At 66.5% G+C, this 22037-nt stretch carries 14 protein-coding genes; 13 read left to right on the top strand and 1 reads right to left on the bottom strand.

Annotated elements, in window-relative coordinates; all coding sequences use genetic code 11:
* Positions 1-176 precede the first annotated feature (176 nt).
* The 13 genes from glf to M5I08_RS00540 all read left to right on the top strand — a co-directional run bounded on the left by glf (position 177) and on the right by M5I08_RS00540 (position 20575).
* A complete protein-coding gene (gene glf / locus M5I08_RS00480; protein ID WP_219066542.1) occupies positions 177-1382 on the top strand; it encodes a UDP-galactopyranose mutase in 1206 nt (401 codons plus the stop codon).
* Positions 1379-3358, top strand: coding sequence for a glycosyltransferase (locus tag M5I08_RS00485; protein ID WP_219066541.1), 1980 nt, complete (start codon positions 1379-1381; stop codon positions 3356-3358). The genes glf and M5I08_RS00485 overlap by 4 nt, the downstream gene beginning before the upstream one ends.
* On the top strand, positions 3339-3899 hold the full coding sequence (locus M5I08_RS00490) for a phosphatase PAP2 family protein (RefSeq protein ID WP_219066540.1): 561 nt from the start codon (positions 3339-3341) through the stop codon (positions 3897-3899). The genes M5I08_RS00485 and M5I08_RS00490 overlap by 20 nt, the downstream gene beginning before the upstream one ends.
* Positions 3896-4819, top strand: coding sequence for a decaprenyl-phosphate phosphoribosyltransferase (locus M5I08_RS00495; RefSeq protein WP_219066539.1), 924 nt, complete (start codon positions 3896-3898; stop codon positions 4817-4819). The genes M5I08_RS00490 and M5I08_RS00495 overlap by 4 nt, the downstream gene beginning before the upstream one ends.
* Position 4820: 1 nt before the next feature.
* Complete coding sequence (aftB, locus tag M5I08_RS00500) at positions 4821-6806, top strand: terminal beta-(1->2)-arabinofuranosyltransferase (protein ID WP_370328547.1); 1986 nt, start codon at positions 4821-4823, stop codon at positions 6804-6806.
* Positions 6807-6826: 20 nt separating this feature from the next.
* Positions 6827-7327, top strand: coding sequence for an SAM-dependent methyltransferase (locus M5I08_RS00505; protein WP_219066538.1), 501 nt, complete (start codon positions 6827-6829; stop codon positions 7325-7327).
* A gap of 371 nt (positions 7328-7698) precedes the next feature.
* Complete coding sequence (locus M5I08_RS00510; RefSeq protein WP_219066537.1) at positions 7699-8748, top strand: esterase family protein; 1050 nt, start codon at positions 7699-7701, stop codon at positions 8746-8748.
* A 157-nt stretch (positions 8749-8905) separates the two neighbouring features.
* Positions 8906-9796 (top strand): esterase family protein, encoded by an 891-nt coding sequence (locus M5I08_RS00515; protein WP_219066536.1) that lies wholly within the window; start codon positions 8906-8908, stop codon positions 9794-9796.
* 111 nt (positions 9797-9907) lie between these two features.
* Complete coding sequence (gene culp6 / locus M5I08_RS00520) at positions 9908-10930, top strand: carboxylesterase Culp6 (protein WP_219066535.1); 1023 nt, start codon at positions 9908-9910, stop codon at positions 10928-10930.
* A 239-nt stretch (positions 10931-11169) separates the two neighbouring features.
* A complete protein-coding gene (gene fadD32 / locus M5I08_RS00525) occupies positions 11170-13059 on the top strand; it encodes a long-chain-fatty-acid--AMP ligase FadD32 (RefSeq protein WP_219066534.1) in 1890 nt (629 codons plus the stop codon).
* Between the two features lie 7 nt (positions 13060-13066).
* Positions 13067-18352 carry a polyketide synthase Pks13 gene (gene pks13 / locus M5I08_RS00530; protein ID WP_219066533.1) on the top strand — a complete coding sequence of 1762 codons (5286 nt, stop codon included), beginning with the start codon at positions 13067-13069 and terminating at the stop codon, positions 18350-18352.
* Entirely contained in the window at positions 18349-19905 is a 1557-nt protein-coding gene (locus M5I08_RS00535) for an acyl-CoA carboxylase subunit beta (protein ID WP_219066532.1), read from the top strand. The genes pks13 and M5I08_RS00535 overlap by 4 nt, the downstream gene beginning before the upstream one ends.
* 247 nt (positions 19906-20152) lie before the next feature.
* Positions 20153-20575, top strand: a complete 423-nt coding sequence (locus M5I08_RS00540) for an Hsp20/alpha crystallin family protein (protein WP_304502938.1) — start codon at positions 20153-20155, stop codon at positions 20573-20575.
* A 176-nt stretch (positions 20576-20751) separates the two neighbouring features.
* Here M5I08_RS00540 and M5I08_RS00545 read toward each other — a convergent pair whose 3' ends face one another.
* Entirely contained in the window at positions 20752-21990 is a 1239-nt protein-coding gene (locus M5I08_RS00545; RefSeq protein WP_219066531.1) for a GNAT family N-acetyltransferase, read from the bottom strand.
* Between the last annotated feature and the right edge of the window lie 47 nt (positions 21991-22037).

Genomic DNA, 22037 nt, shown 5'->3' on the forward strand with positions numbered 1-22037 from the left:
AATAGTGTGACTGGAGTGGCGAGATCGAATCGTGAGCCAATCGCGACCTTCGTCACTGAAAATGCGCTCAATCGTGTGGCGCGGCGCTGCTATTCGCACCCCGAACGCAGAACACCCCGGGCCAACGCTGCAGCCAAGCGGGCGACGGGCGCGTAGTCGGATACCCTAGGCAACCGATGACCACTCGTTTCGACCTCTTCGTCGTCGGCTCCGGATTCTTTGGCCTGACGATTGCCGAGCGCGTGGCCAGTCAGCTCGACAAGCGCGTGCTCGTCGTCGAAAAGCGCCCGCATATCGGCGGAAACGCCTACTCCGAGGCCGAGCCGCAGACCGGCATCGAGGTGCACAAGTACGGCGCGCATCTGTTCCACACCTCCAACAGGCGAGTGTGGGATTACGTGCGGCAGTTCACCGAGTTCACCGGCTACCAGCATCGGGTCTTCGCCATGCACGCCGGGCAGGCCTATCAATTCCCGATGGGGCTCGGGCTGGTGTCCCAGTTCTTCGGCCGCTACTTCACCCCCGACCAGGCGCGGGCGCTGATCGCCGAGCAGGCCGCCGAGATCAAGTCAGACGATGCACAGAACTTCGAAGAGAAGGCCATCTCGCTGATCGGCCGGCCGCTCTACGAGGCGTTCGTGAAGCACTACACCGCCAAGCAGTGGCAGACCGATCCCAAAGAGCTACCCGCGGCCAACATCACCCGACTGCCGGTGCGCTACACCTTCGACAACCGCTACTTCAACGACACCTACGAGGGCCTGCCGGTCAATGGCTACACGGCCTGGTGTAAGAACATGGCCGCCGACGATCGCGTCGAGGTGCGGCTGAATACCGACTGGTTCGAGGTCCGCGACCAACTGCGTGCCGCCAACCCGGACGCTCCAGTCGTGTACACCGGCCCGCTGGACCGCTACTTCAACTACGTGGACGGTCACTTAGGCTGGCGCACATTGGATTTCGAGGTCGAGGTGCTGCCGATCGGAGATTTCCAGGGCACATCGGTGATGAACTACAACGACCTCGACGTGCCCTATACCCGCATTCACGAGTTCCGCCATTTCCACCCTGAGCGGGCCTACCCGACCGACAAGACGGTGATCATGCGGGAGTACTCGCGATTCGCCGAGCATGACGACGAGCCCTATTACCCGATCAACACCGAGGCAGACCGCATTGTGCTGGCCGCCTACCGGGCCAGGGCCAAAGATGAAACCGCTTCGTCGAAGGTGCTTTTCGGTGGACGGCTTGGCACTTATCAGTATCTCGACATGCACATGGCCATCGCCAGCGCGCTGAACATGTACGACAACACCTTGGCGCCCCACTTGCGCGACGGTGCTGCTCTCGACGAGAACAACAAAGGAAGCATTCGCGGATGAGCAAGACCACCGCCGACGATGCGAGCCACGCCGCTACCCGGCAACCCGGCAAGGCCGTGAGCTTGCTGGCGCGCGTCATTATGCCCCGCCCGGGTGAGCCGCTCGACGTGCGCAAGCTCTATGTAGAGGAGTCGATCACCAACTCCCGGCACGCGCACGCGGCCGACCGCACGTCGCTGCAGATCGCCGCCGAATCCGAGGTGTCGTTCGCCACCTACTTCAATGCGTTTCCGGCCAGTTATTGGCGGCGGTGGACGACGTGCACCTCGGTGGTGCTGCACGCAGAATTGAGCGGCACGGGGCGCGTCGACGTCTACCGCACCAAGGCGACCGGCGCCCGGATCTTTGTCGAAGGACGCAAATTCGCCGGAACGGGCAGCGAGCCGGCGATCCTCGAATGCCAGGTCGGGCTCGAGCCGTTCGAAGACGGCGGGTGGATCTGGTTCGACATCACCACCGACACCGACGTGACCCTGCGCAGTGCCGGGTGGTATTCCGACAAGCCCGCGCCGGGCGTCGCGAACGTCGCGGTCGGCATCCCCACCTTCAACCGGCCGAATGACTGCGTCAACGCGTTGCGCGAGCTCACTGGAGATCCGTTGGTGGACAAGGTGATCGGTGCAGTGATTGTGCCCGACCAGGGCACCTCGAAGGTGCGCGACCACCCGGATTTCGCCGCCGCCGCCGCGCCGCTGGGCGATCGGCTTTCCATTCACGACCAGCCCAACCTCGGCGGCTCCGGCGGATACAGCCGGGTGATGTACGAGGCGCTGAAAAACACCGACTGTCAGCAGATCCTGTTCATGGACGACGATATCCAGCTGCAGTCCGACACGATTCTGCGCATCCTGGCGATGCACCGCTTCGCCAAGGCGCCGATGCTGGTCGGCGGCCAGATGCTCAACCTGCAGGAGCCGTCGCACCTGCACATCATGGGCGAGATCGTCGACCGGGAGAATTTCATGTGGACCGCCGCGCCGTTCACCGAATACGACCACGACTTTGCCGAATACCCGTTGTGCGACAACAACCCTCGCAGCCAACTGCTGCACCGGCGCGTCGACGTCGACTACAACGGCTGGTGGACCTGCATGATCCCGCGACAGGTCGCCGAGGAGCTCGGTCAGCCCTTACCGCTGTTCATCAAATGGGACGACGCCGATTACGGGTTGCGCGCCGCCGAACGCGGATACCCCACCGCCACCCTGCCCGGCGCGGCGATCTGGCACATGGCCTGGAGCGACAAGGACGACGCGATCGACTGGCAGGCCTATTTCCATCTGCGCAACCGGCTGGTGGTCGCGGCGATGCACTGGGACGGCGACGTGTCCGGCCTGGTCCGCAGCCACCTCAAGGCGACGCTCAAACACCTTTCCTGCCTTGAATATTCGACGGTAGCCATCCAGAACAAGGCGATCGACGACTTCCTTGCCGGGCCGGAGCACATCTTCTCGATACTGGAAACAGCGCTGCCCGAGGTGCATCGGATGCGCAAGGCATACCCGGATGCGGTGGTGTTGGGATCGTCCGACGAGTTGCCGACGCCGTCGCGGCGCAACAACGAGATGAAGCCGCCGGTGCACCCGCTGGCCGTGTCCTACCGGCTGCTGCGTGGAACGCTGCACCAGCTCACCCAGGCGGACCGGGCGCATCATCGGCGCCCGCAGCTGAACGTGCCGACTCAAGACGCCCGGTGGTTTCGGCTGTGCACACTCGACGGCGCCACCGTCACGACAGCGGACGGGCGCGGCGCGGTCTACCGGCAGCGCGACCGGGCCAGAATGTTTGCGTTGCTGTGGCAGTCGCTGCGGCGTCAGCGGCAGCTTCTGAGCCGTTTCGATGAGATGCGCCGCGTCTACCGCGAGGCGCTGCCGGTGCTGTCCAGCAAGGAGAAGTGGGAGACGGTGCTGCTGCCCGCTCCGGAGGCCGAAAACGCAGAAAACCATGTGTCTGGCAATGGCCGACATCGCAGCTGATTCGATGCCGCCGCACGGCGAAGTGGCTGCGGTCGTAGCGATTCAATCGGCGCTGGCCAGGCGTCCCGGTGCGCTGGCCGCCGCGAGGGCGCTCTCGCATTTCGGTGAGCACAGCATCGGCTGGCTGGCGGTTTCGGCGACTGGCGCGATCGTGGCGCCGGCCCGGCGGCGGGCCTGGCTGGTGGCCGGCGCCGGAGCGTTGTGCGCGCATGCGGCCGCAGTGCTGATCAAGCGAGTGGTGCGGCGGCCGCGGCCGCATCATCCGGCGGTCGCGGTGAACGTCGGCACACCGAGCCGCCTGAGCTTCCCGTCGGCGCACGCCACCTCGACCACCGCGGCGGCCGTCCTGCTGGCCCGTGCCACCGGAGCGCCGCTGCCTGTCATGCTGGTGCCGCCGATGGCGCTGTCGCGGGTGTTGCTCGGCGTGCACTATCCCAGCGATGTGGTCACCGGCGTGGTCGTCGGCGCCATAGTCGCAGCGGCCGTGGAAAGGCTAGCCGCTCGGATGGACGGCGTGCTCTCGCGCGGAGGTGGCACATGAGTGAGGACATCAAAGACGAGGCGCCGGTGACCGGTCCGCCGGCCAACCTGATCGTCGGCGTCATCACCGCGATGCGCCCGCGGCAATGGCTGAAGAACATCCTGGTGCTGTTGGCGCCGCTGGCCGCCTGGGGCGCCGACGCCCACTACGACTGGCTCAAGGTGCTCTTCGAGGTGGCGGTCGCTTTCGTGGTGTTCTGCCTGGCGGCCTCGTCCATCTACCTGGTCAACGACGTCCGCGACGTCGAGGCCGACCGCGCGCATCCCACCAAGCGGTTCCGCCCGATCGCCGCCGGCGTGGTGCCCGAGTGGCTGGCCTACACACTGGCGGCGGTGCTGGGCGCGGCGTCGCTCGGCGTGGCGTGGTGGCTCACCCCGAACCTGGCGGTGGTGATGGCCGTCTACATAGGCATCCAGCTGGCCTACTGCTTCGGCCTCAAGCATCAAGCGGTGATCGACATCAGCATCGTCTCGTCGGGTTTTTTGATCCGCGGCATCGCCGGTGGTGCGGCCACCAATATCCGTCTGTCGCAATGGTTTTTGCTGACATTGGCCTTCGGCTCATTGTTCATCGCGGCCGGCAAGCGCTATGCCGAGCTGCAATTGGCCGAGCGCACCGGCGCCAGCATCCGCAAGTCGCTGGAGAATTACACCAGCACCTACCTGCGGTTCGTCTGGACGATGTCGGCCACCGCGATGGTGGTCTGCTACGGGCTGTGGGCCTTCGAGCGCGATCACGGCCGGGCCGGCTGGTTCGCGGTGTCGATGATCCCGGCGACCATTGGGATCCTGCGGTATGCGGTGGACATCGACGGCGGCCTGGCCGGCGAGCCCGAGGACATCGCGCTGCGCGATCGGGTGCTGCAGGTGCTGTTCCTGGCCTTGATCGGAACCGTCGGTGTTGCGGTTTTCCTCGGCTGACGTGGCCGTGAAGACTCCGGCGCCGCCTGGCCGGCCGATAACCGGAGCGGTAGGCCGGCCGGCATTCCCGTATGACATCACCGTCAGGACCAGTCTGTGGGTCAGCGTGGCCGTGGTCGCCGTGTTGTTCGGGTGGGGGGCCTGGCAGCGGCGCTGGATCGCCGACGACGGGCTGATCGTCTTGCGCACGGTGCGAAACCTGCTGGCCGGCAACGGCCCGGTGTTCAACGCGGGCGAGCGGGTAGAGGCCAACACCTCGGTGGTGTGGACGTATCTGCTCTATGCCGCAAGTTGGCTGAGCGGCCCGATGCGCCTGGAGTATGTGGCCCTGGTGCTGGCGCTGATGCTGAGCGTGGCGGGGCTGGCGATGCTGATGTTGGGCACCGGCCGGCTGTTCGCGCCAGGGTTGCTGGGCCGCCGGGCGGTGATGCTGCCGGCTGGCGCGCTGGTGTACATCGCGGTCCCGCCGGCGCGTGACTTCGCCACCTCCGGTCTGGAAAGCGGGCTGGTGATGGCCTATCTCGGGCTGCTGTGGTGGATGATGGTCTGCTGGTCGCAGGCCCATCCCCGGCCCGGCGGGCTGCCCTCTCCCGGGCGGGTGTTCACCGGCGTGCTGGCGTTTGTCGCCGGGTGCAGCGTCTTGGTGCGGCCCGAGCTGGCGCTGATCGGCGGCCTGGCGCTGATCATGATGCTGATCGCCGCCAAGGGCCGGCGGGCCAGAGTGCTGATCGTGGTGGCCGGTGGGCTGCTTCCGGTGGGGTACGAGATCTTCCGAATGGGCTACTACGGGTTGCTGTTTCCCGGCACCGCGCTGGCCAAGGATGCGGCCGGCGACAAGTGGTCGCAGGGCGTGATCTACCTGTGCAACTTCAACCGCCCGTACGCGCTGTGGATACCGGCGGTGTTGCTGGTGGGGCTGGGGTCGGTGGTCTGGAGTCGTGGCCCAGCCGGCCGCCGCAACGGAATTCGGTATCCGCCCGCGTCCGCGCCCGGACCGCTGGCCCGGTCGGCGCAAAGCCCAACCGCCGTCGTGGTGTTCATCCTCCTCAGCGGTCTGCTGCAGGCGCTGTACTGGATTCGGCAGGGCGGGGATTTCATGCATGGCCGGGTGCTGCTGGTACCGCTGTTGTGCTTGCTGGCGCCAGTCGCGGTGGTTCCGGTGGTGTTCCCGCACGGCACCCGACTGTCCCGGGAAGCCGGCTACTGGTTGGCCGGCGCGGTGTGTGCGCTGTGGATGGCGATCGCGGGCTGGTCGCTGTGGGCGGCCAATTCGCCGGGAATGGGCGACGACGCCACCCGGGTCACCTACTCAGGCATCGTCGACGAGCGCCGCTTCTACGCGCAGGCGACCGGTCACGCGCATCCGCTGACGGCCGCCGACTATCTGGACTACCCGCGGATGCGCGCGGTGCTGGTGGCGCTCAACAACACACCGCAAGGGGCCTTGCTGCTGCCGTCGGGCAATTACGACCAGTGGGACCTGGTCCCGCCCACCGCGCCGCAGGCGCAGCCGGGCCTTTCTGAAAAGGGGCCTCACACAGTGTTTTTCACCAATCTCGGCATGGTGGGCATGAACGTCGGGCTGGATGTCCGGGTGATCGACCAAATCGGGTTGGCCAACCCGCTGGCCGCTCACACCGCCCGGTTGCAGCACGGCCGGATCGGCCACGACAAGAACCTGTTCCCGGACTGGGCGATCGCCGACGGACCCTGGGTGAAGTGGTATCCGGGTGTTCCGGGCTACCTCGACGCGCAATGGGTGGCTCAGGCAGAGGCGGCCCTGAAGTGTCCGGCGACCAAGGCGATGCTGAATTCGGTGCGTGCTCCGATGGGTTTTCACCGGTTTGTGTCGAATCTGCTGCACTCCTTTGAGTTCACCCGGTATCGAATCGACCGGGTTCCCCGCTATGAACTCATCAGGTGCGGCTTGGCCATGCCGGAAACCGGCGGTGTGCCATACACCGGCCTGCCGGCGACCGGACCCTAGTCGTGCTGGGGGCTGTCTCGGTGAGGGGAAGCGCCGAGCCTGCGTGGCCGCGCGTGTTCCCCGAGGACCTGCGCCAGGATTGGCCGCGGGCGCTGCGCGACGCCGGCTTCGACCCGGCCAGAGCCGCCGGCTGGTCGGCTGAGGGGCTGCTTCGCTATCTGACCCCGTCAGACCAAGATCTGCTGTTCCAACGCATCCACGCGCTCAGCGCGGCCGGCAGCGAATTGGCCACCAATGCCGTCGGCGCCGAGGCCGCGGATGCGGACAGGTTGGCGCGCCAGCGTGACCAGATGCGGCGTCTGCGCTCAGAAGCCGCCCGGGTGCTCGGCACCGACGTCGTCGACCTCGAAGAACTGTGGTACCCGCAGGAGCGCACCGATGTCGGCGAATGGCTCGCCGACCACGGTTGGGAAACGTCGACGGCGACCCTGCGGGAGTGGCTGACCCGCTACGATCGCAACGACGAAGCCAAGGACCTCATGCCGAATCTTTTCGTCGCCGCTCGGCGGGCGCTGGGCTGAACCCGGACGTGGCAGACGACAGCCGCGTCGGCCGGCAATCCGCTCTGGTGGGCAGGAACGAGTCTTGGCAGCGAAACTACGGTGACTGTTCCGGCTGCCCGCCCCGATCGCCCCGGCCGGTGCCCAGCAACGCCGCAAATGTCTCCTCACCAGCATGCGAGCGATCGTCGGCGCATGCACAGCGGGGCGGTCGGCAGCCGAATAGAGCGGGTCTGTGCGCGGGTTGGGCCCGCGGACGAACCCATGCCGCGGACAGGACACGCCCCAAGATGTGGTTGACTGAGCAGGCGCCGCAGTGCAGTAGAGCGATCACGCTGGCGCATGCAGTCCGACCCAACGAACGTGGGCCCGACGAGATTGAGGAATCACGAATGAGTTTTGTTGACAGGTTTCGCAGCGCGGCGAGGAAGATGCCGCGCCGACTTGTGTTGGGAGCCGCCGCAGCTGCCCTGATACCGGGTCTGACCGGTGTCGTGGGCGAGACCGCGACCGCGGGAGCGTTCTCCCGGCCGGGTCTGCCCGTCGAGTACCTGCAGGTGCCGTCGGCGGCCATGGGCCGCGACATCAAGGTCCAGTTCCAAAGCGGCGGCGCCAACTCGCCGGCCGTGTACATGCTCGACGGTCTGCGCGCCCAGGACGACTACAACGGCTGGGACATCAACACTCCCGCCTTCGAGTGGTACAGCCAGTCGGGTCTGTCGGTCGTGATGCCAGTGGGTGGGCAGTCCAGCTGGTACACCGACTGGTACAAGCCCGCCTGCGGTAAGGCCGGCTGCCAGACCTACAAGTGGGAAACCTTCCTGACCAGCGAGCTGCCGCAGTACTTGTCGGCCAACAAGCAGGTCAAGCCCACTGGCAGCGCGGCGGTCGGTCTGTCGATGGCTGGGGCGTCGGCGCTGAACCTGGCCAACTACCATCCCGAACAGTTCATCGAGGTTGGCTCGTTCTCCGGCTTGATGGACCCGTCGCAGGGTATGGGACCGTCGTTGATCGGTCTGGCGATGGGCGACGCCGGCGGCTACAAGCCCGCCGACATGTGGGGCCCGAAAGATGACCCGGCTTGGCAGCGCAACGACCCACTGCTGAACGTCGGCAAGACGGTCGCCAACAACACCCGCGTGTGGATGTACTGCGGTAACGGCAAGCCGTCGGACCTCGGCGGCGACAACCTGCCGGCGAAGTTCCTCGAGGGCTTCGTGCGGACCAGCAACATCAAGTGGCAGGACGCCTACAACGCGGCCGGCGGCCACAACGCGGTGTTCAACTTCGACGCCAACGGCACGCACGATTGGCCGTACTGGGGTGCACAACTGCACGCCATGCTGCCCGATCTGCAGCAGCACCTCGGCGCGACTCCGGGCGCGGGCCCGGCCACCGCGGCTGCAGCTCCGGCCGCGACTGCGGCAGGCCAGCACACCTGAGATAGCAACGGCGCGGCTGACGGCGACGACCTTGCGGGGTCGTCGCCGTTCGCCGTTTCCGGCGTCCGGTCAGCGGCGGTGTGGTTAGCTACCTTGCGGGACGAGAACGATCCGCGCGGGTCTCGGGGATGGTGGTCGAGCGACAAGTGAGGTCATTATGAGACGCCTGTCGATGCTGCTGCGGCTGCTGTGCGCCGCGGCGCTGACGATCGGGATCGCAGGCGCCGTCCGCGCCGGGTCCGCCCGCGCCGCGGGCTACGAGACGCTGATGGTTCCCTCGGCGTCGATGGGCCGCGACATCCCCGTGGCGTTCTTGGCGGGTGGCCCGCACGCGGTCTATCTGCTGGACGCGTTCAACGCCGCGCCGGACGTCAGCAACTGGGTGACAGCCGGTAACGCGATGAACACGCTGGCCGGCAAGGGAATCTCGGTGGCGGCACCGGCCGGCGGCGCGTTCAGCATGTACACCAACTGGGAGCAGGACGGCAGCAAACAGTGGGAGACGTTCCTGTCCACCGAGTTGCCGGACTGGCTGGCCGCCAACAAGGGCCTGGCGCCCGGCGGCCACGCCGTGGTGGGTGCATCCCAAGGCGGCTACGGGGCGATGGCCCTGGCTTGCTTCCACCCCGAGCGCTTCGGCTACGCCGGTTCGCTGTCAGGCTTCCTGTACCCGTCGAACACCACCACGAGCGGCGCGATCCTGGCCGGTCTGCAGCAATTCGGCGGCGTCGACGGCAACGGCATGTGGGGCGCCCCGCAGCTGGGTCGCTGGAAGTGGCACGACCCATGGGTGCATGCCGACCTGCTCGCCCAGAACAACTCGCGGATCTGGGTGTGGAGCCCGACGAACATGGGCGGTGACGCCGCCGCGATGATCGGCCAGGCCGGCGAGGCGATGGGTAACAGCCGGATGTTCTACCAGCAGTACCGCAACGTCGGTGGGCACAACGGCCACTTCGACTTCCCCGGCGGCGGCAGCAACGACTGGGGCTCGTGGGGCGGGCAGCTGAGCGCAATGTCCGGCGACGTCGTCGGCGCCATCCGCTAGACCGGAGGCGGTGCCGTGACCCGGTACCGTAAAGGGGTGCAGCAGCCGTTACGGCTGCCCGCTGTCGAATGAGTCGCCTGTGCGACTGAATGACTCTGTTAGCAGGAGACCATGGCCCGAAGTTCCCGGCGTAGTTCTCGGCGCAAGCGCCACCGCACCTTGGCGTTGATCGCCGCCTGCGCAACAGCGCTCGTGGTCGCGCTGGTCATCTACGCGGTGGTGACGATCCTGCGGCAACCGAAGAACCCACCGAGCGCGGTGCCGCCCAGCATCGTCCCGCCGACCAGCAGTGCGGCCCGCCCGCACAAGCCGCGACCGGCCTTTCAGGACGCCAGCTGCCCTGACGTGCAGCTGATCGCGGTCCCCGGGACCTGGGAGTCGTCGCTGCAGGACAATCCGCTCAACCCCGTCGACTTCCCAAAGGCGTTGTTGCTCAACGTGACCCGGCGGATCAGCCAGCAGTTCAGCCCCAGCCGGGTCGAGACGTACACCGTTGCCTACACCGCGCAATTCCACAACCCGCTGAGCGGGGACACTCAAATGTCCTACAACGACAGCAGGGCCGAGGGAACCCGCGCCACGGTCAAGGCGATGACCGATATGACCGCCAAGTGCCCGTTGACCAGCTATGTGCTGGTCGGCTTCTCCCAAGGGGCGGTGATCGCCGGCGACATCGCCAGCGATGTCGGCAATGGCCGCGGCCCGGTCGACGACGATCTGGTGCTCGGTGTGACGTTGATCGCCGATGGCCGCCGCCAGCAAGGGGTGGGCCAGGAGATCGGACCCAATCCACCGGGCGAGGGCGCCGAGATCACCCTGCAGGAGGTGCCGGTATTGTCCGGGCTTGGGTTGACGATGACCGGCCCGCGCCCGGGTGGCTTCGGTTCGCTCAACAGCAAGACCAACGAGATCTGCGGAGTCGGTGACCTGATCTGCGCTGCCCCGCAGGACGCGTTCAGCCTGGCCAACCTGCCCAAGACGCTGGATGTCCTGGCCGGCGGCGCCGGCCAGCCGGTTCACGCGCTGTATGCCACCACCCAGTTCTGGAGCCTGGATGGACAGCCGGCGACCCTGTGGACGTCGAATTGGGCGCACGACGTGATCGAGAACGCGCCGCATCCCAAACACGGGTAACAATTCCGACAAGCGGTACCGTCAGGTTTGGTTCGCGGCGCAAGGCCCACTAACATTAAGAACAATTTAAGAACAGCTGTGGTCGGTGGGCGAGTCGACGCGTTGCGGATTGCCGGTGTGCTCCGCATGCCGACTGCGTCCTGCCGGCCGACCGTACCGGACGTAACCGTCGGGGCAGCCCAGACGGATGTGGCCCGACCTAGAACCTAGAACCTAGAACTGTGTGACAGGAGAGTGGCGTGCCGTACCACAACCCGTTCGTCGTGAACGGAAAGATCAGGTTCCCGGAGAACACCGATCTGGTTCGTCACGTCGAGAAGTGGGCCCGGGTGCGGGGAGGCCAGCTGGCCTACCGGTTCCTGGACTTCTCCACCGAACGCGATGGCGTCGCGAAGGAGATCTCGTGGGCCGACTTCTGCGCGCGCAACCGCGCCGTCGGCGCCCGGCTGCAGCAGATCACCCAGCCCGGTGACCGGATCGCGGTTCTATGCCCGCAGAACCTGGACTATCTGGTCGCGTTCTTCGGCGTCTTGTACTCCGGCCGGATCGCGGTACCGCTGTTCGATCCGGCGGAGCCGGGTCACGTCGGGCGTCTACACGCGGTGCTCGACGACTGCCAGCCGTCGGCGATCCTGACCACCAGTGATTCCGCCGAGGGGGTTCGCAAGTTCTTCCGCAGCCGCCCGGCCAAGGAGCGGCCGCGCGTCATCGCCGTCGACGCGGTGCCCGCCGACGTCGGCTCCACGTGGGAGCTCGTGCCGGCCGAGCGGGATACCGTCGCCTACTTGCAGTACACCTCCGGCTCCACCCGCACCCCAACGGGCGTGATGATCACTCATCTGAACCTGCCGACCAATGTGGTGCAGGTGCTTAGCGCGCTGGAAGGTCAGGAAGGCGATTTCGGCGTCTCCTGGCTGCCGTTCTTCCACGACATGGGCCTGATCACGATCCTGCTGTCCTCGGTGATCGGATATTCGAACACCTTCATGACGCCGGCGGCGTTTGTCCGCCGACCCACCCGGTGGATGCGTGCGCTCGCCGGCAACGAAGGCGATACCGGCGGGGCCATCTCCGCAGCCCCGAACTTCGCCTTCGAGCACGCCGCGCTGCGTGGCCTGCCCAAGGACGGCGAGTCGCTCGACCTGAGCAGGGTCAAGTGCATCCTCAACGGCAGCGAGCCGGTCTCGGCGTCGTCAATCCGCAAGTTCAACGACGCGTTCGGGCCCTACGGTTTTCAAGAGAAAGCGATCAAGCCGTCCTACGGCCTGGCCGAGGCGACATTGTTCGTCTCGACCACCCCGATGTCGGACGCGCCCAGGATTGTCTACGTCGACCGCGAGGCGCTGAACAACAAGCGGTTCGTAAAGGTGGCCGCCGAAGCGGAGAACGGCGTTGCGCAGGCCTCGGCCGGCAAGATCGGCGTTGACGAGTGGGCGGTCATCGTCGACGCCGAGAGCGCCAGCGAACTGCCCGACGGTCAGATCGGTGAAATCTGGCTGCACGGCAACAACATGGGTGCCGGCTACTGGAACAGGGAAGAAGAGACTACCGAGACCTTTAAAAACATCCTCAAGTCGCGTACCAGCCCGTCGCACGCCGAAGGGGCTCCCGATGACGGGCTGTGGGTGCGCACCGGCGACCTCGGCACCTTCCACGAGGGCGAGCTCTACATCACCGGGCGGGTCAAGGACCTCGTCATCATCGACGGCCGCAACCACTATCCGCAGGACCTCGAGTACTCGGCGCAGGAAGCCAACCGGGCGTTGCGGGCCGGCTATGTGGCCGCCTTCTCGGTGCCGTTGAATCAGTTGCCCGCCGAGGTGTTCGACAATCCGCACGCGGGCCTCAGATACGACCCGGATGACACTTCCGAGCAGTTGGTGATCGTCAGTGAACGGGCCACCGGCGCGCACAAGCTGGACCATCAACCCATCGCCGATGACATCCGCACCGCGATCGCCGTCCGGCACGGGGTGACCGTCCGCGACGTGCTGCTGGTGTCGTCCGGATCGATTCCGCGAACCTCCAGCGGCAAAATCGGGCGCCGCGCCTGCCGCACCGCCTATCTGGATGGCGGCCTGCGCAGCGGCACGGCGGTCCCCAATGCTTTCCCCGACCAAGCTGACTGAGCCCAACATGACTGATACAGACACCGATTTCCAACCAGTGACCGACGGCGCTGTCGCATCAGCGCGCACCGACATGACCGTCATCGAGGTGCGGCAGTGGTTGCGCAACTGGATCGGCACCGCCACCGGGCAGGCGCCCGACGCCATCGACGAGGCGACGCCGATGGTGGAGCTGGGTCTGTCGTCGCGCGATGCGGTGGCGATGGCCGCCGACATCGAGGACCGCACCGGGGTGACGGTGTCGATCGCGGCCGCCTTCGAGCATCCGACTGTCGAAGCGCTGGCTACCTGGATCGTCGAGGGCGATCCCGACGACGATGCGACCTCCGACGACACCGACTGGACGCGCAGCGGGCCGGTGGAGCGGGTCGACATCGCGGTGGTGGGCCTGGCCACCCGGCTCCCCGGCGACATGAACAGTCCTGAACAGACGTGGCAGGCGTTGCTGGAGGGTCGCGACGCCATCACCGATCTGCCCGAGGGCCGCTGGTCGGAGTTCACCGAAGAGCCGCGGATCGCCGAGCGGGTTAGCAAGGCCCGCACCCGCGGCGGCTACCTCAAAGACATCAAGGGCTTCGACTCCGAGTTCTTCGCGTTGTCCAAGACCGAAGCCGACAACATCGACCCGCAGCAGCGGATGGCACTCGAGCTGACCTGGGAGGCGCTCGAGCACGCCCGCATCCCGGCGTCGAGCCTGCGCGGCGAATCCGTCGGCGTGTTCGTCGGCACCTCCGTCGCCGACTACAGCTTCCTGGCGATGTCGGACCCGACCGTCGCTCACCCGTACGCGATCACCGGCAACGCGAGTTCGATTGTCGCGAACCGGGTTTCCTACTTCTACGACTTCCACGGCCCGTCGGTCGCGGTCGACACCGCGTGCTCGAGCTCGCTGGTCGCGACGCACCAGGCGGTGCAGGCGCTGCGCAGCGGTGAATGCGACATGGCCGTCGCCGGTGGGGTCAATGCGCTGATCACCCCGGTGGTCACGCTCGGTTTCGACGAGATCGGTCAGGTACTTGCGCCCGACGGCCGGATCAAATCGTTCTCCTGCGACGCCGACGGCTACACCCGCTCCGAAGGCGGCGCGATGCTGCTGCTCAAGCGGGTCGACGACGCCCGCCGCGACGGCGATGCGATTCTCGCGGTGATCGCCGGCAGCGCGGTCAACCACGACGGGCGGTCCAACGGCTTGATCGCGCCCAACCCGGACGCGCAGGCCGACGTGCTGCGCCGGGCCTACAAGGACGCCGGCATCAACCCGCGCACGGTCGACTACATCGAGGCGCACGGCACCGGAACAGTGCTCGGCGACCCGATCGAGGCGCAGGCGCTCGGCCGGGTGATCGGTCGCGGACGTGCCGCCGACAAGCCGGCGCTGCTGGGCGCGGTGAAAACCAATGTCGGACATATGGAATCGGCCGCCGGCGCGGCCAGCCTGGCCAAGATGGTGCTGGCCCTGCACCACGACAAGCTGCCGCCGTCGATCAACTACGCCGGGCCCAACCCGTACATCGACTTCGATACGGCGCATCTGCGCGTCCTGGACACCGCCGCCGACTGGCCGCGCTACGGCGGTTACGCGGTGGCTGGCGTATCCGGCTTCGGTTTCGGCGGCGCCAACGCGCACGTGGTGCTGCGCGAGGTCTTGCCGCGCGACGTGGTGGAACGTGAACCGGAGCCGCAGTGCGGTGCTGAGCCCAAGGCCGCGGACCAGCAGCCCGGCTCGTTTGTCGGCGGGGTGCGCTTCGACGAGTACGGCGAGTTCATCGAGGACGAGCATGCGCCGGCGGCGGCCGAATACAGGCTGCCCGGGATCACCGAGGAAGCGTTGCGGCTCAAAGAGATTGCTCTGCAAGAGCTTGCAGCCGAAGAGCTGCCGGCGCCGATGGTGCCGCTGGCGGTGTCGGCGTTTCTGACATCCCGCAAGAAGATCGCCGCCGCGGAGCTGGCCGACTGGATGGAAAGCCCGGAAGGCCAAGCGTCGTCGCTGGAGTCGATCGGCCGCTCACTGTCGCGCCGTAACCACGGCCGTTCCCGCGCCGTGGTGCTGGCCCACGACCACGACGAAGCCATCAAGGGACTGCGGGCGATCGCCGACGGCAAGACCAAGCCGAACGTGTTCAGCACCGACGGGCCGGTGGCCAGCCGCCCGGTGTGGGCGATGGCCGGTTTCGGCGCGCAGCACCGCAAGATGGGCAAGAGCCTGTATCTGCGCAACGAGGTCTTCGCCACGTGGATCGAGAAGGTCGACGCGCTGATCCAGGACGAGCGGGGCTACTCGGTGCTCGAGCTGATCCTCGACGACTCCCACGAATACGGCATCGAGACCAGCAACGTCGTCATCTTCGCGATCCAGATCGCGCTGGGTGAGTTGCTCAAACATCACGGCGCCAAACCCGCTGCGGTAGTAGGACAGTCGCTGGGCGAGCCTGCGTCGGCCTACTTCTCCGGCGGGCTGTCGCTGCAAGACGCCACCCGGGTGATCTGCTCGCGCTCGCATCTGATGGGCGAGGGCGAAGCGATGCTGTTCGGTGAATACATCCGGCTGATGGCGCTGGTCGAGTATTCCGCCGACGAGCTCAAGACCGTGTTCGCCGACTTCCCCGACCTGGAGGTGTGCGTCTACGCCGCGCCCAGCCAGACCGTGATCGGCGGCCCGCCCGAGCAGATCGATGGGATCGTCGCGCGCTGCGAAGCGGAGGGCCGCTTCGCCCGCAAACTTCAGACCAAGGGCGCCGGCCACACCTCGCAGATGGATCCGCTGCTCGGTGAGTTCTCCGCGGAACTGCAGGGCATCACGCCGCTGAGCCCGACCGTCGGGATCTTCTCGACCGTGCACGAGGGCCGCTACATCAAGCCCGGCGGCGAACCGATCCACGATGTCGCCTACTGGCTCAAGGGAATGCGGCGCTCGGTCTACTTCACCCACGGCGTCCGCAACGCCGTCGACAGCGGCCACACCACCTTCCTGGAGCTCGCGCCCAACCCGGTCGCGCTGATGCAGGTCGGTCTGACCACCGCTGCCGCGGGATTGCCGGACCCGCAACTGATCCCGACGCTGGCCCGCAAGACCGACGACGTCGACGCGATGACCTCGGCGATGGCGCAGTTGTTCGTCTACGGGCACGACCTCGACATCCGCACGTTATTTTCACGCGCTAGCGGTCCCGATGGCTACGCGAACATCCCGCCGACCCGGTTCCGCCGCAAGGAGCACTGGCTGGGCGCCCACTTCTCCGGTGACGGGTCGGTGCTGATGCCCGGCGCCCACGTGGCGATGCCCGATGGCCGGCACGTGTGGGAGTACGCGCCGCGTGGCGCGACCGACCTGGCCGCTTTGGTGAACGCCGCTGCGACACAAGTACTTCCGGATGCACAATTGGTGGCCTCCGAGCAGCGGGCAGTGCCCGCCGAGAACGCCAGGTTGGTGACGACGCTGACCCGCCACCCCGGCGGGGCGGCCGTTCAGATCCACGCGCGCATCGACGAGTCCTTCACGCTGGTCTACGACGCGCTGGTATCGCGGGCCGGCCAGTCGTCGGCGCTGCCGACGGCCGTCGGCGCCGGTGGGGCCATCGCTGCGCCTGCAGCGGTTGCCGGGCCGGCTGATCAGCAAGACGATGCCGACACCCTTACCGACAGCCTGACCGCGCGGCAAGTAGCCGGATTGAGTCGGTGGTCACCGGATTCCGGCGAAACCGTGCGCGAGCGGCTGGCCGCCATCGTGTCGATGGCGATGGGCTATGAGCCCGAGGACCTGCCCTGGGAGGTGCCGCTGATCGAGCTCGGCCTGGACTCGATGATGGCCGTGCGGATCAAGAACCGCATCGAATACGACTTCGACATGCCACCGATCCAGCTGCAGGCCGTCCGCGACGCCAACCTCTACGCCGTCGAGCAGCTCATCACGTACGCGATCGAACACCGCGACGAGGTGGCGGAGCTGTACGAACACCAGAAGACCCAAACGCCCGAGGAGATCGCCAAGGAGCAGGCGGCGCTATTGTCCGGTGCCACACCAGCTTCGGTGAGCCCGGCCGCCGACCCGCAGGCCGAACCGCAGACGCAGGCCCCGCCGCCGGCTTCCGACGCGCCGGTCCCGCCGCCGCCGAGCAACCCGGCCGGCCCGGCTGCCGCCGCGCAGCCCAACCTGGCCGCCGCCGCGCAGGCGCTCAACCAGCAGGCCGTCGCCGACGCGCTGGGCTCCGACGTGCCGCCACGCGATGCGGCCGAGCGGGTCACGTTCGCCGCCTGGGCGATCGTCACCGGCAAGTCGCCGGGTGGCATCTTCAACCCGTTGCCCAAGCTCGACGACGACGCTGCCGACAAGCTGGCGCAGCGGCTTTCCGAGCGCGCCGAGGGGTCGATCACCGCCGACGACGTCAACGCCGCCGCGACCATCGAAGAGCTGGCGACCACCGTGCGTGAATACCTCGAGGCGGGTCAGATCGACGGTTTCGTGCGGACGCTGCGCGCCAGGCCCGAAGGCTCCGCTGGGCCTTCCAGGCCACCGGTGTTCGTGTTCCACCCCGCCGGGGGATCGACGGTGGTCTACGAGCCGCTGCTGGGCCGCCTGCCACCGGATGTCCCGATGTACGGCTTCGAGCGCGTCGAGGGCAGCATCGAAGAGCGCGCCGCACAGTATGTTCCCAAGCTGCGCGAGCTGCAGGGCGACGGGCCGTTCATCCTGGTCGGCTGGTCGCTGGGCGGGGTCCTGGCCTACGCCTGCGCGATCGGACTCAAGCAACAGGGCTGCGACGTTCCGTTCGTCGGGCTGATCGACGCGGTGCGCGCCGGCGAGGAGATCCCGCAGACCAAGGAGGAGACCCGCAAACGCTGGGAGCGCTACGCGCGGTTCGCCGAGCGGACCTTCAACGTCGAGATCCCCGAAATCCCGTACGAACAACTCGAAGAGCTCGACGACGAGGGCCAGGTCAAGTTGGTGCTGGAGGCGGTCAAGGCCAGCGGAGTGCAGATCCCCGGCGGGATCATCGAACACCAGCGCACCTCGTATCTGGACAACCGGGCCATCGACACCGTCAAAGTCCGGCCCTACGACGGCCACGTCACGCTGTACATGGCCGACCGTTACCACGACGACGCGATCACGTTCGAGCCGCGCTATGCCACCCGCAAGCCCGACGGCGGCTGGGGCGAGTACGTTTCGGATCTGGAAGTCGTGCCGATCGGCGGCGAACACATCCAGGCCATCGACGAGCCGATCATCGCCAAGGTCGGCGCGCACATGACCCAGGCGCTGGGCAAGATTCAAGCTGAGAGCGAGCCTAAGTGACCACCAAGACCACCGCCGAACTGCTGGCCGAACTCCGGGAAAAACTGGAACTTGCCAAGGAACCCGGTGATCCGAAGGCAATCGCCAGGCGCGACAAGAAGGGCCTCCCGAGCGCCCGTTCCCGGGTTCACGCCCTGTTGGATCCGGGTAGCTTCCTCGAGACTGGGGCGCTGGCCCGCAGCACCCCCGGGGATTCCACCGCGCCCTACAGCGACGGCGTGGTCACCGGCCGCGGGACCGTCGACGGCCGGCCGGTCGGGGTGTTCTCCCACGACCAGACGGTTTTCGGCGGCTCGGTCGGAGAGATGTTCGGGCGCAAGGTTGCCGACCTGATGGAGTGGTGCGCGATGGTGGCGTGCCCGATCGTCGGCATCAACGACTCCGGCGGCGCCCGTATCCAGGACGCGGTGACCTCGCTGTCGTGGTACGCCGAGCTGGGTCGCCGCCACGAGGCGCTATCTGGATTGGTGCCGCAGATCTCCCTCATTTTCGGTAAATGCGCCGGGGGAGCGGTGTATTCACCAATCCAAGACGACCTTTTGGTCGCGGTGCGTGACCAGGGCTACTTCTTTGTCACCGGGCCGGACGTCATCCAGGAAGTCACCGGCGAAGAGGTCAGCCTCGACGAGCTCGGCGGCGCCGACGCTCAGGCCCGCTACGGAAACCTGCACCAGGTCGTCGAATCCGAGGAAGCCGCTTTCCAGTACGTGCGCGACTTCCTGTCGTTTTTACCGTCGAACTGCTTCGACAAGGTGCCGATCGTCAACCCCGGTCTGGAGCCGCAGGTCACTCCGACCGACCTTGAGCTCGACTCGATTGTGCCGGACTCCGACAACATGGCCTACGACATGCACGAGATTCTGCTGCGGATCTTCGACGACGGCGATTTCCTCGACGTCGCTGCGCAGAGCGGGCCGGCCATCATCACCGGATTCGCCCGGGTGGACGGGCGTCCGGTGGGCGTGGTGGCCAACCAGCCCACGCACCTGTCGGGCTCGATCGACAATGAGGCTTCCGACAAAGCGGCCCGGTTCATACGGTTCTGCGACGCGTTCGATGTGCCACTGGTGTTCGTCGTCGACACCCCGGGCTTTCTGCCCGGCGTCGAGCAGGAGAAGAACGGCATCATCAAGCGCGGTGGGCGATTCCTGTACGCGGTGGTGGAGGCCGACGTGCCGAAGGTGACGATTACCGTGCGCAAGTCCTACGGCGGCGCCTACGCCGTGATGGGCTCCAGGCAGCTGACCGCCGACTTCAACTTCGCGTGGCCCACCGCGCGCATCGCGGTGATCGGCGCCGAGGGCGCCGCGCAACTGCTGATGAGGCGCTTCCCCGACCCGCACACGCCTGAGGCGCAGGCGATCAAAAAGGATTTCATCGACGGCTACAACCTCAACATGGCGATCCCCTGGACCGCGGCTGAACGCGGCTTTATCGACGCCGTCATCGAACCGCACGACACCCGGCTGCTGCTGCGCAAGTCGCTACATCTGTTGCGCGACAAGCAGATCCACCGGCGAGTCGGCCGTAAGCACGGCCTGATCCCGATCTAGGTTCACCGCTCGGCGACAGGTCAGCCGACAGGGGGCCTTTAGACAAAGGTCATCGGGCGGCGCCTCTGCTCACACTCGAATAGGCGCGCCCGTCCCGCCGGCCAAGTGCCGTCTCACCCGTCTACGTCGCGACATTGGACCGCCCAGAAAAACCTTGTCGTTCCTACTTGCACAACCCCGCCGGCCTGTGATATCACAAAACTGGCTTCACAGACATAGATTGTCTGCCGTAAACGGGAGGTGAAACATGGTGTTGATGCGTACAGATCCATACCGCGACCTGGACCGCTTGACCCAACAGGTATTCGGCACGTCAGCCCGGCCTGCGGTCATGCCCATGGACGCCTGGCGAGACGGCGACCGCTTCATCGTCGAGTTCGACGTGCCTGGTGTAAACGCCGATTCGATTGACCTCGACGTCGAACGCAATGTGTTGACGGTACGGGCCGAACGTCCAGACCTAGACCAAAGCCGCGAAATGGTCTCCGCCGAACGCCCCCGCGGCGTGTTTAGCCGCCAGCTGTTCCTCGGGGAAAACCTCGACACCGACAAGATCGAAGCCGGCTACCACGATGGCGTCTTGCGGCTCACCATCCCGGTCGCCGAAAAAGCCAAGCCGCGGCGCATCGAAATCAGCCACACCGGTCAAAAGACCGCGGTCACCGCCTAACCGCAAGCCGGCAGCGGTATCGCCGCCTTCAGATCGAACGGGGGTGACAACGACCCGCGCCACGCCGGCCGTCGCCGCCGCCGCCGTGGCATACCGCGACGTGGGCCGCGCGCAATTGACGCCTTGAGTTCGGGTCCCCGCTGCCCGTCATTGCTCTTCCCTGGGCGGCGGGGATGTCAAAACAGCGTGCCGCAATAGGGTGCCCGGTTGGTGCTGAAGGCGGCATCCAGCTTGTCTAGCGCACCGCTTTGCAGTTCGGTGATGCGGTTGGCGTTCGCAAGATCCCACGCTCGATGCGCACCCATGAACATCGTCCCGAGATCGCCGAGAGCGATCTTGACGTCCGGGGGGCCGTCATGGAGGCTGCACTTTCCGGCGCCGTCCCGAGCCTGGAGCAGAAACCGTCCCCCCGCGACACCAAGCGGATCTGTGACGTCGAGTACGACGTCGACGTCAGCCGAATACGCCCGCTTACCAAGCACTTCGGGCACGTCCATAATCCGCATCCAAAGAAAATCACTGCCGCCGGTCAGCTGTGCGGCGAGCTGATCCTTGAGTTTGAGCGGGAGCGGGTCGTCGACCGGGACGTTGATCGCTATGTTGTCGAACATCTTCAAACCCACGAGCGCCTCGAGCAGCTCAGAGTGTGCCTCCTGGGTGACCGGGCAGAAGTCTTGGACAACCATGGTGCCGAAAGGGCGGCGAAACGCGTGTGGAGAGGCTCCGATCACTCGGTATGTCAGGAAACCGTCCGGGTGAGTAATGACGTTAAGCGCCGATCCGTTATCCCGCTGCGTCACTCTGTCTTCCATGAAGTCGGCCCACCAGGCGCTGCTGCGGCTCAGCGCACCGGGCGTCACAGCACACCATCGATCGTAGATCGTCGGCAATTCGGATTTTGCCTGCGAGCGCGCGACCTTGCGTGCCCGGTTCCTGCTGGGTTTGGCTCGCAGCTCGGTGAAACGTGGCTCGATGTTGTATGTGCGCGAATAGCTGGCGACACCGGCGCCCAGGATCTCATAAACCGTCGGTTGGGTCGGAACGCCGCAAAGGATGGGGCAACCGCGTTCCATGAGTATGCTAAAACCCCGGCTGCTTAGCTGTTGCCAAATGCCGCGTCCCTGATGTGTTGCGGCGACGGCGATCATCGCCAGCCACGCAGCTTCCAGCGTTGCACCACCTGGCACGGTGAGCCACAGTCTGTAGTAGAGGGAGGTGCCGACCACATATGGGTGCTGCGGATCGGAGATATCCTCCGCGACCAGAATGTCATCAAGCTCGACTCGTCGCTTCCACGCCGCGACGTCGCGAGGTTCGACGTCGACCCCGTAGATATCAGCCTGATTCTCGTACACCGCCGGTAAGTCGTCCTCGGATGCAAACCGGATATTGATGCCGTCGTCGGTTGGGTTCATCGGTCGTCCAATCAGCTTTTACCCAGCCGAACCGGCGCCTTCGGGCA

This window comes from Candidatus Mycobacterium methanotrophicum (genome assembly GCF_023515995.1).
Lineage (GTDB): Bacteria > Actinomycetota > Actinomycetes > Mycobacteriales > Mycobacteriaceae > Mycobacterium > Mycobacterium methanotrophicum.

What these genes read in the sequence shown, in the direction of transcription:
- pks13 (WP_219066533.1), top strand. Translation starts at nt 13,067, where the DNA reads ATGACTGATACAGACACCGATTTCCAACCAGTGACCGACGGCGCTGTC.
- M5I08_RS00515 (WP_219066536.1), top strand. Translation starts at nt 8,906, where the DNA reads ATGAGACGCCTGTCGATGCTGCTGCGGCTGCTGTGCGCCGCGGCGCTG.
- glf (WP_219066542.1), top strand. Translation starts at nt 177, where the DNA reads ATGACCACTCGTTTCGACCTCTTCGTCGTCGGCTCCGGATTCTTTGGC.
- culp6 (WP_219066535.1), top strand. Translation starts at nt 9,908, where the DNA reads ATGGCCCGAAGTTCCCGGCGTAGTTCTCGGCGCAAGCGCCACCGCACC.
- M5I08_RS00510 (WP_219066537.1), top strand. Translation starts at nt 7,699, where the DNA reads ATGAGTTTTGTTGACAGGTTTCGCAGCGCGGCGAGGAAGATGCCGCGC.
- M5I08_RS00545 (WP_219066531.1), bottom strand. Translation starts at nt 21,990, where the DNA reads ATGAACCCAACCGACGACGGCATCAATATCCGGTTTGCATCCGAGGAC.
- M5I08_RS00485 (WP_219066541.1), top strand. Translation starts at nt 1,379, where the DNA reads ATGAGCAAGACCACCGCCGACGATGCGAGCCACGCCGCTACCCGGCAA.
- M5I08_RS00540 (WP_304502938.1), top strand. Translation starts at nt 20,153, where the DNA reads ATGGTGTTGATGCGTACAGATCCATACCGCGACCTGGACCGCTTGACC.
- M5I08_RS00495 (WP_219066539.1), top strand. Translation starts at nt 3,896, where the DNA reads ATGAGTGAGGACATCAAAGACGAGGCGCCGGTGACCGGTCCGCCGGCC.
- M5I08_RS00490 (WP_219066540.1), top strand. Translation starts at nt 3,339, where the DNA reads ATGGCCGACATCGCAGCTGATTCGATGCCGCCGCACGGCGAAGTGGCT.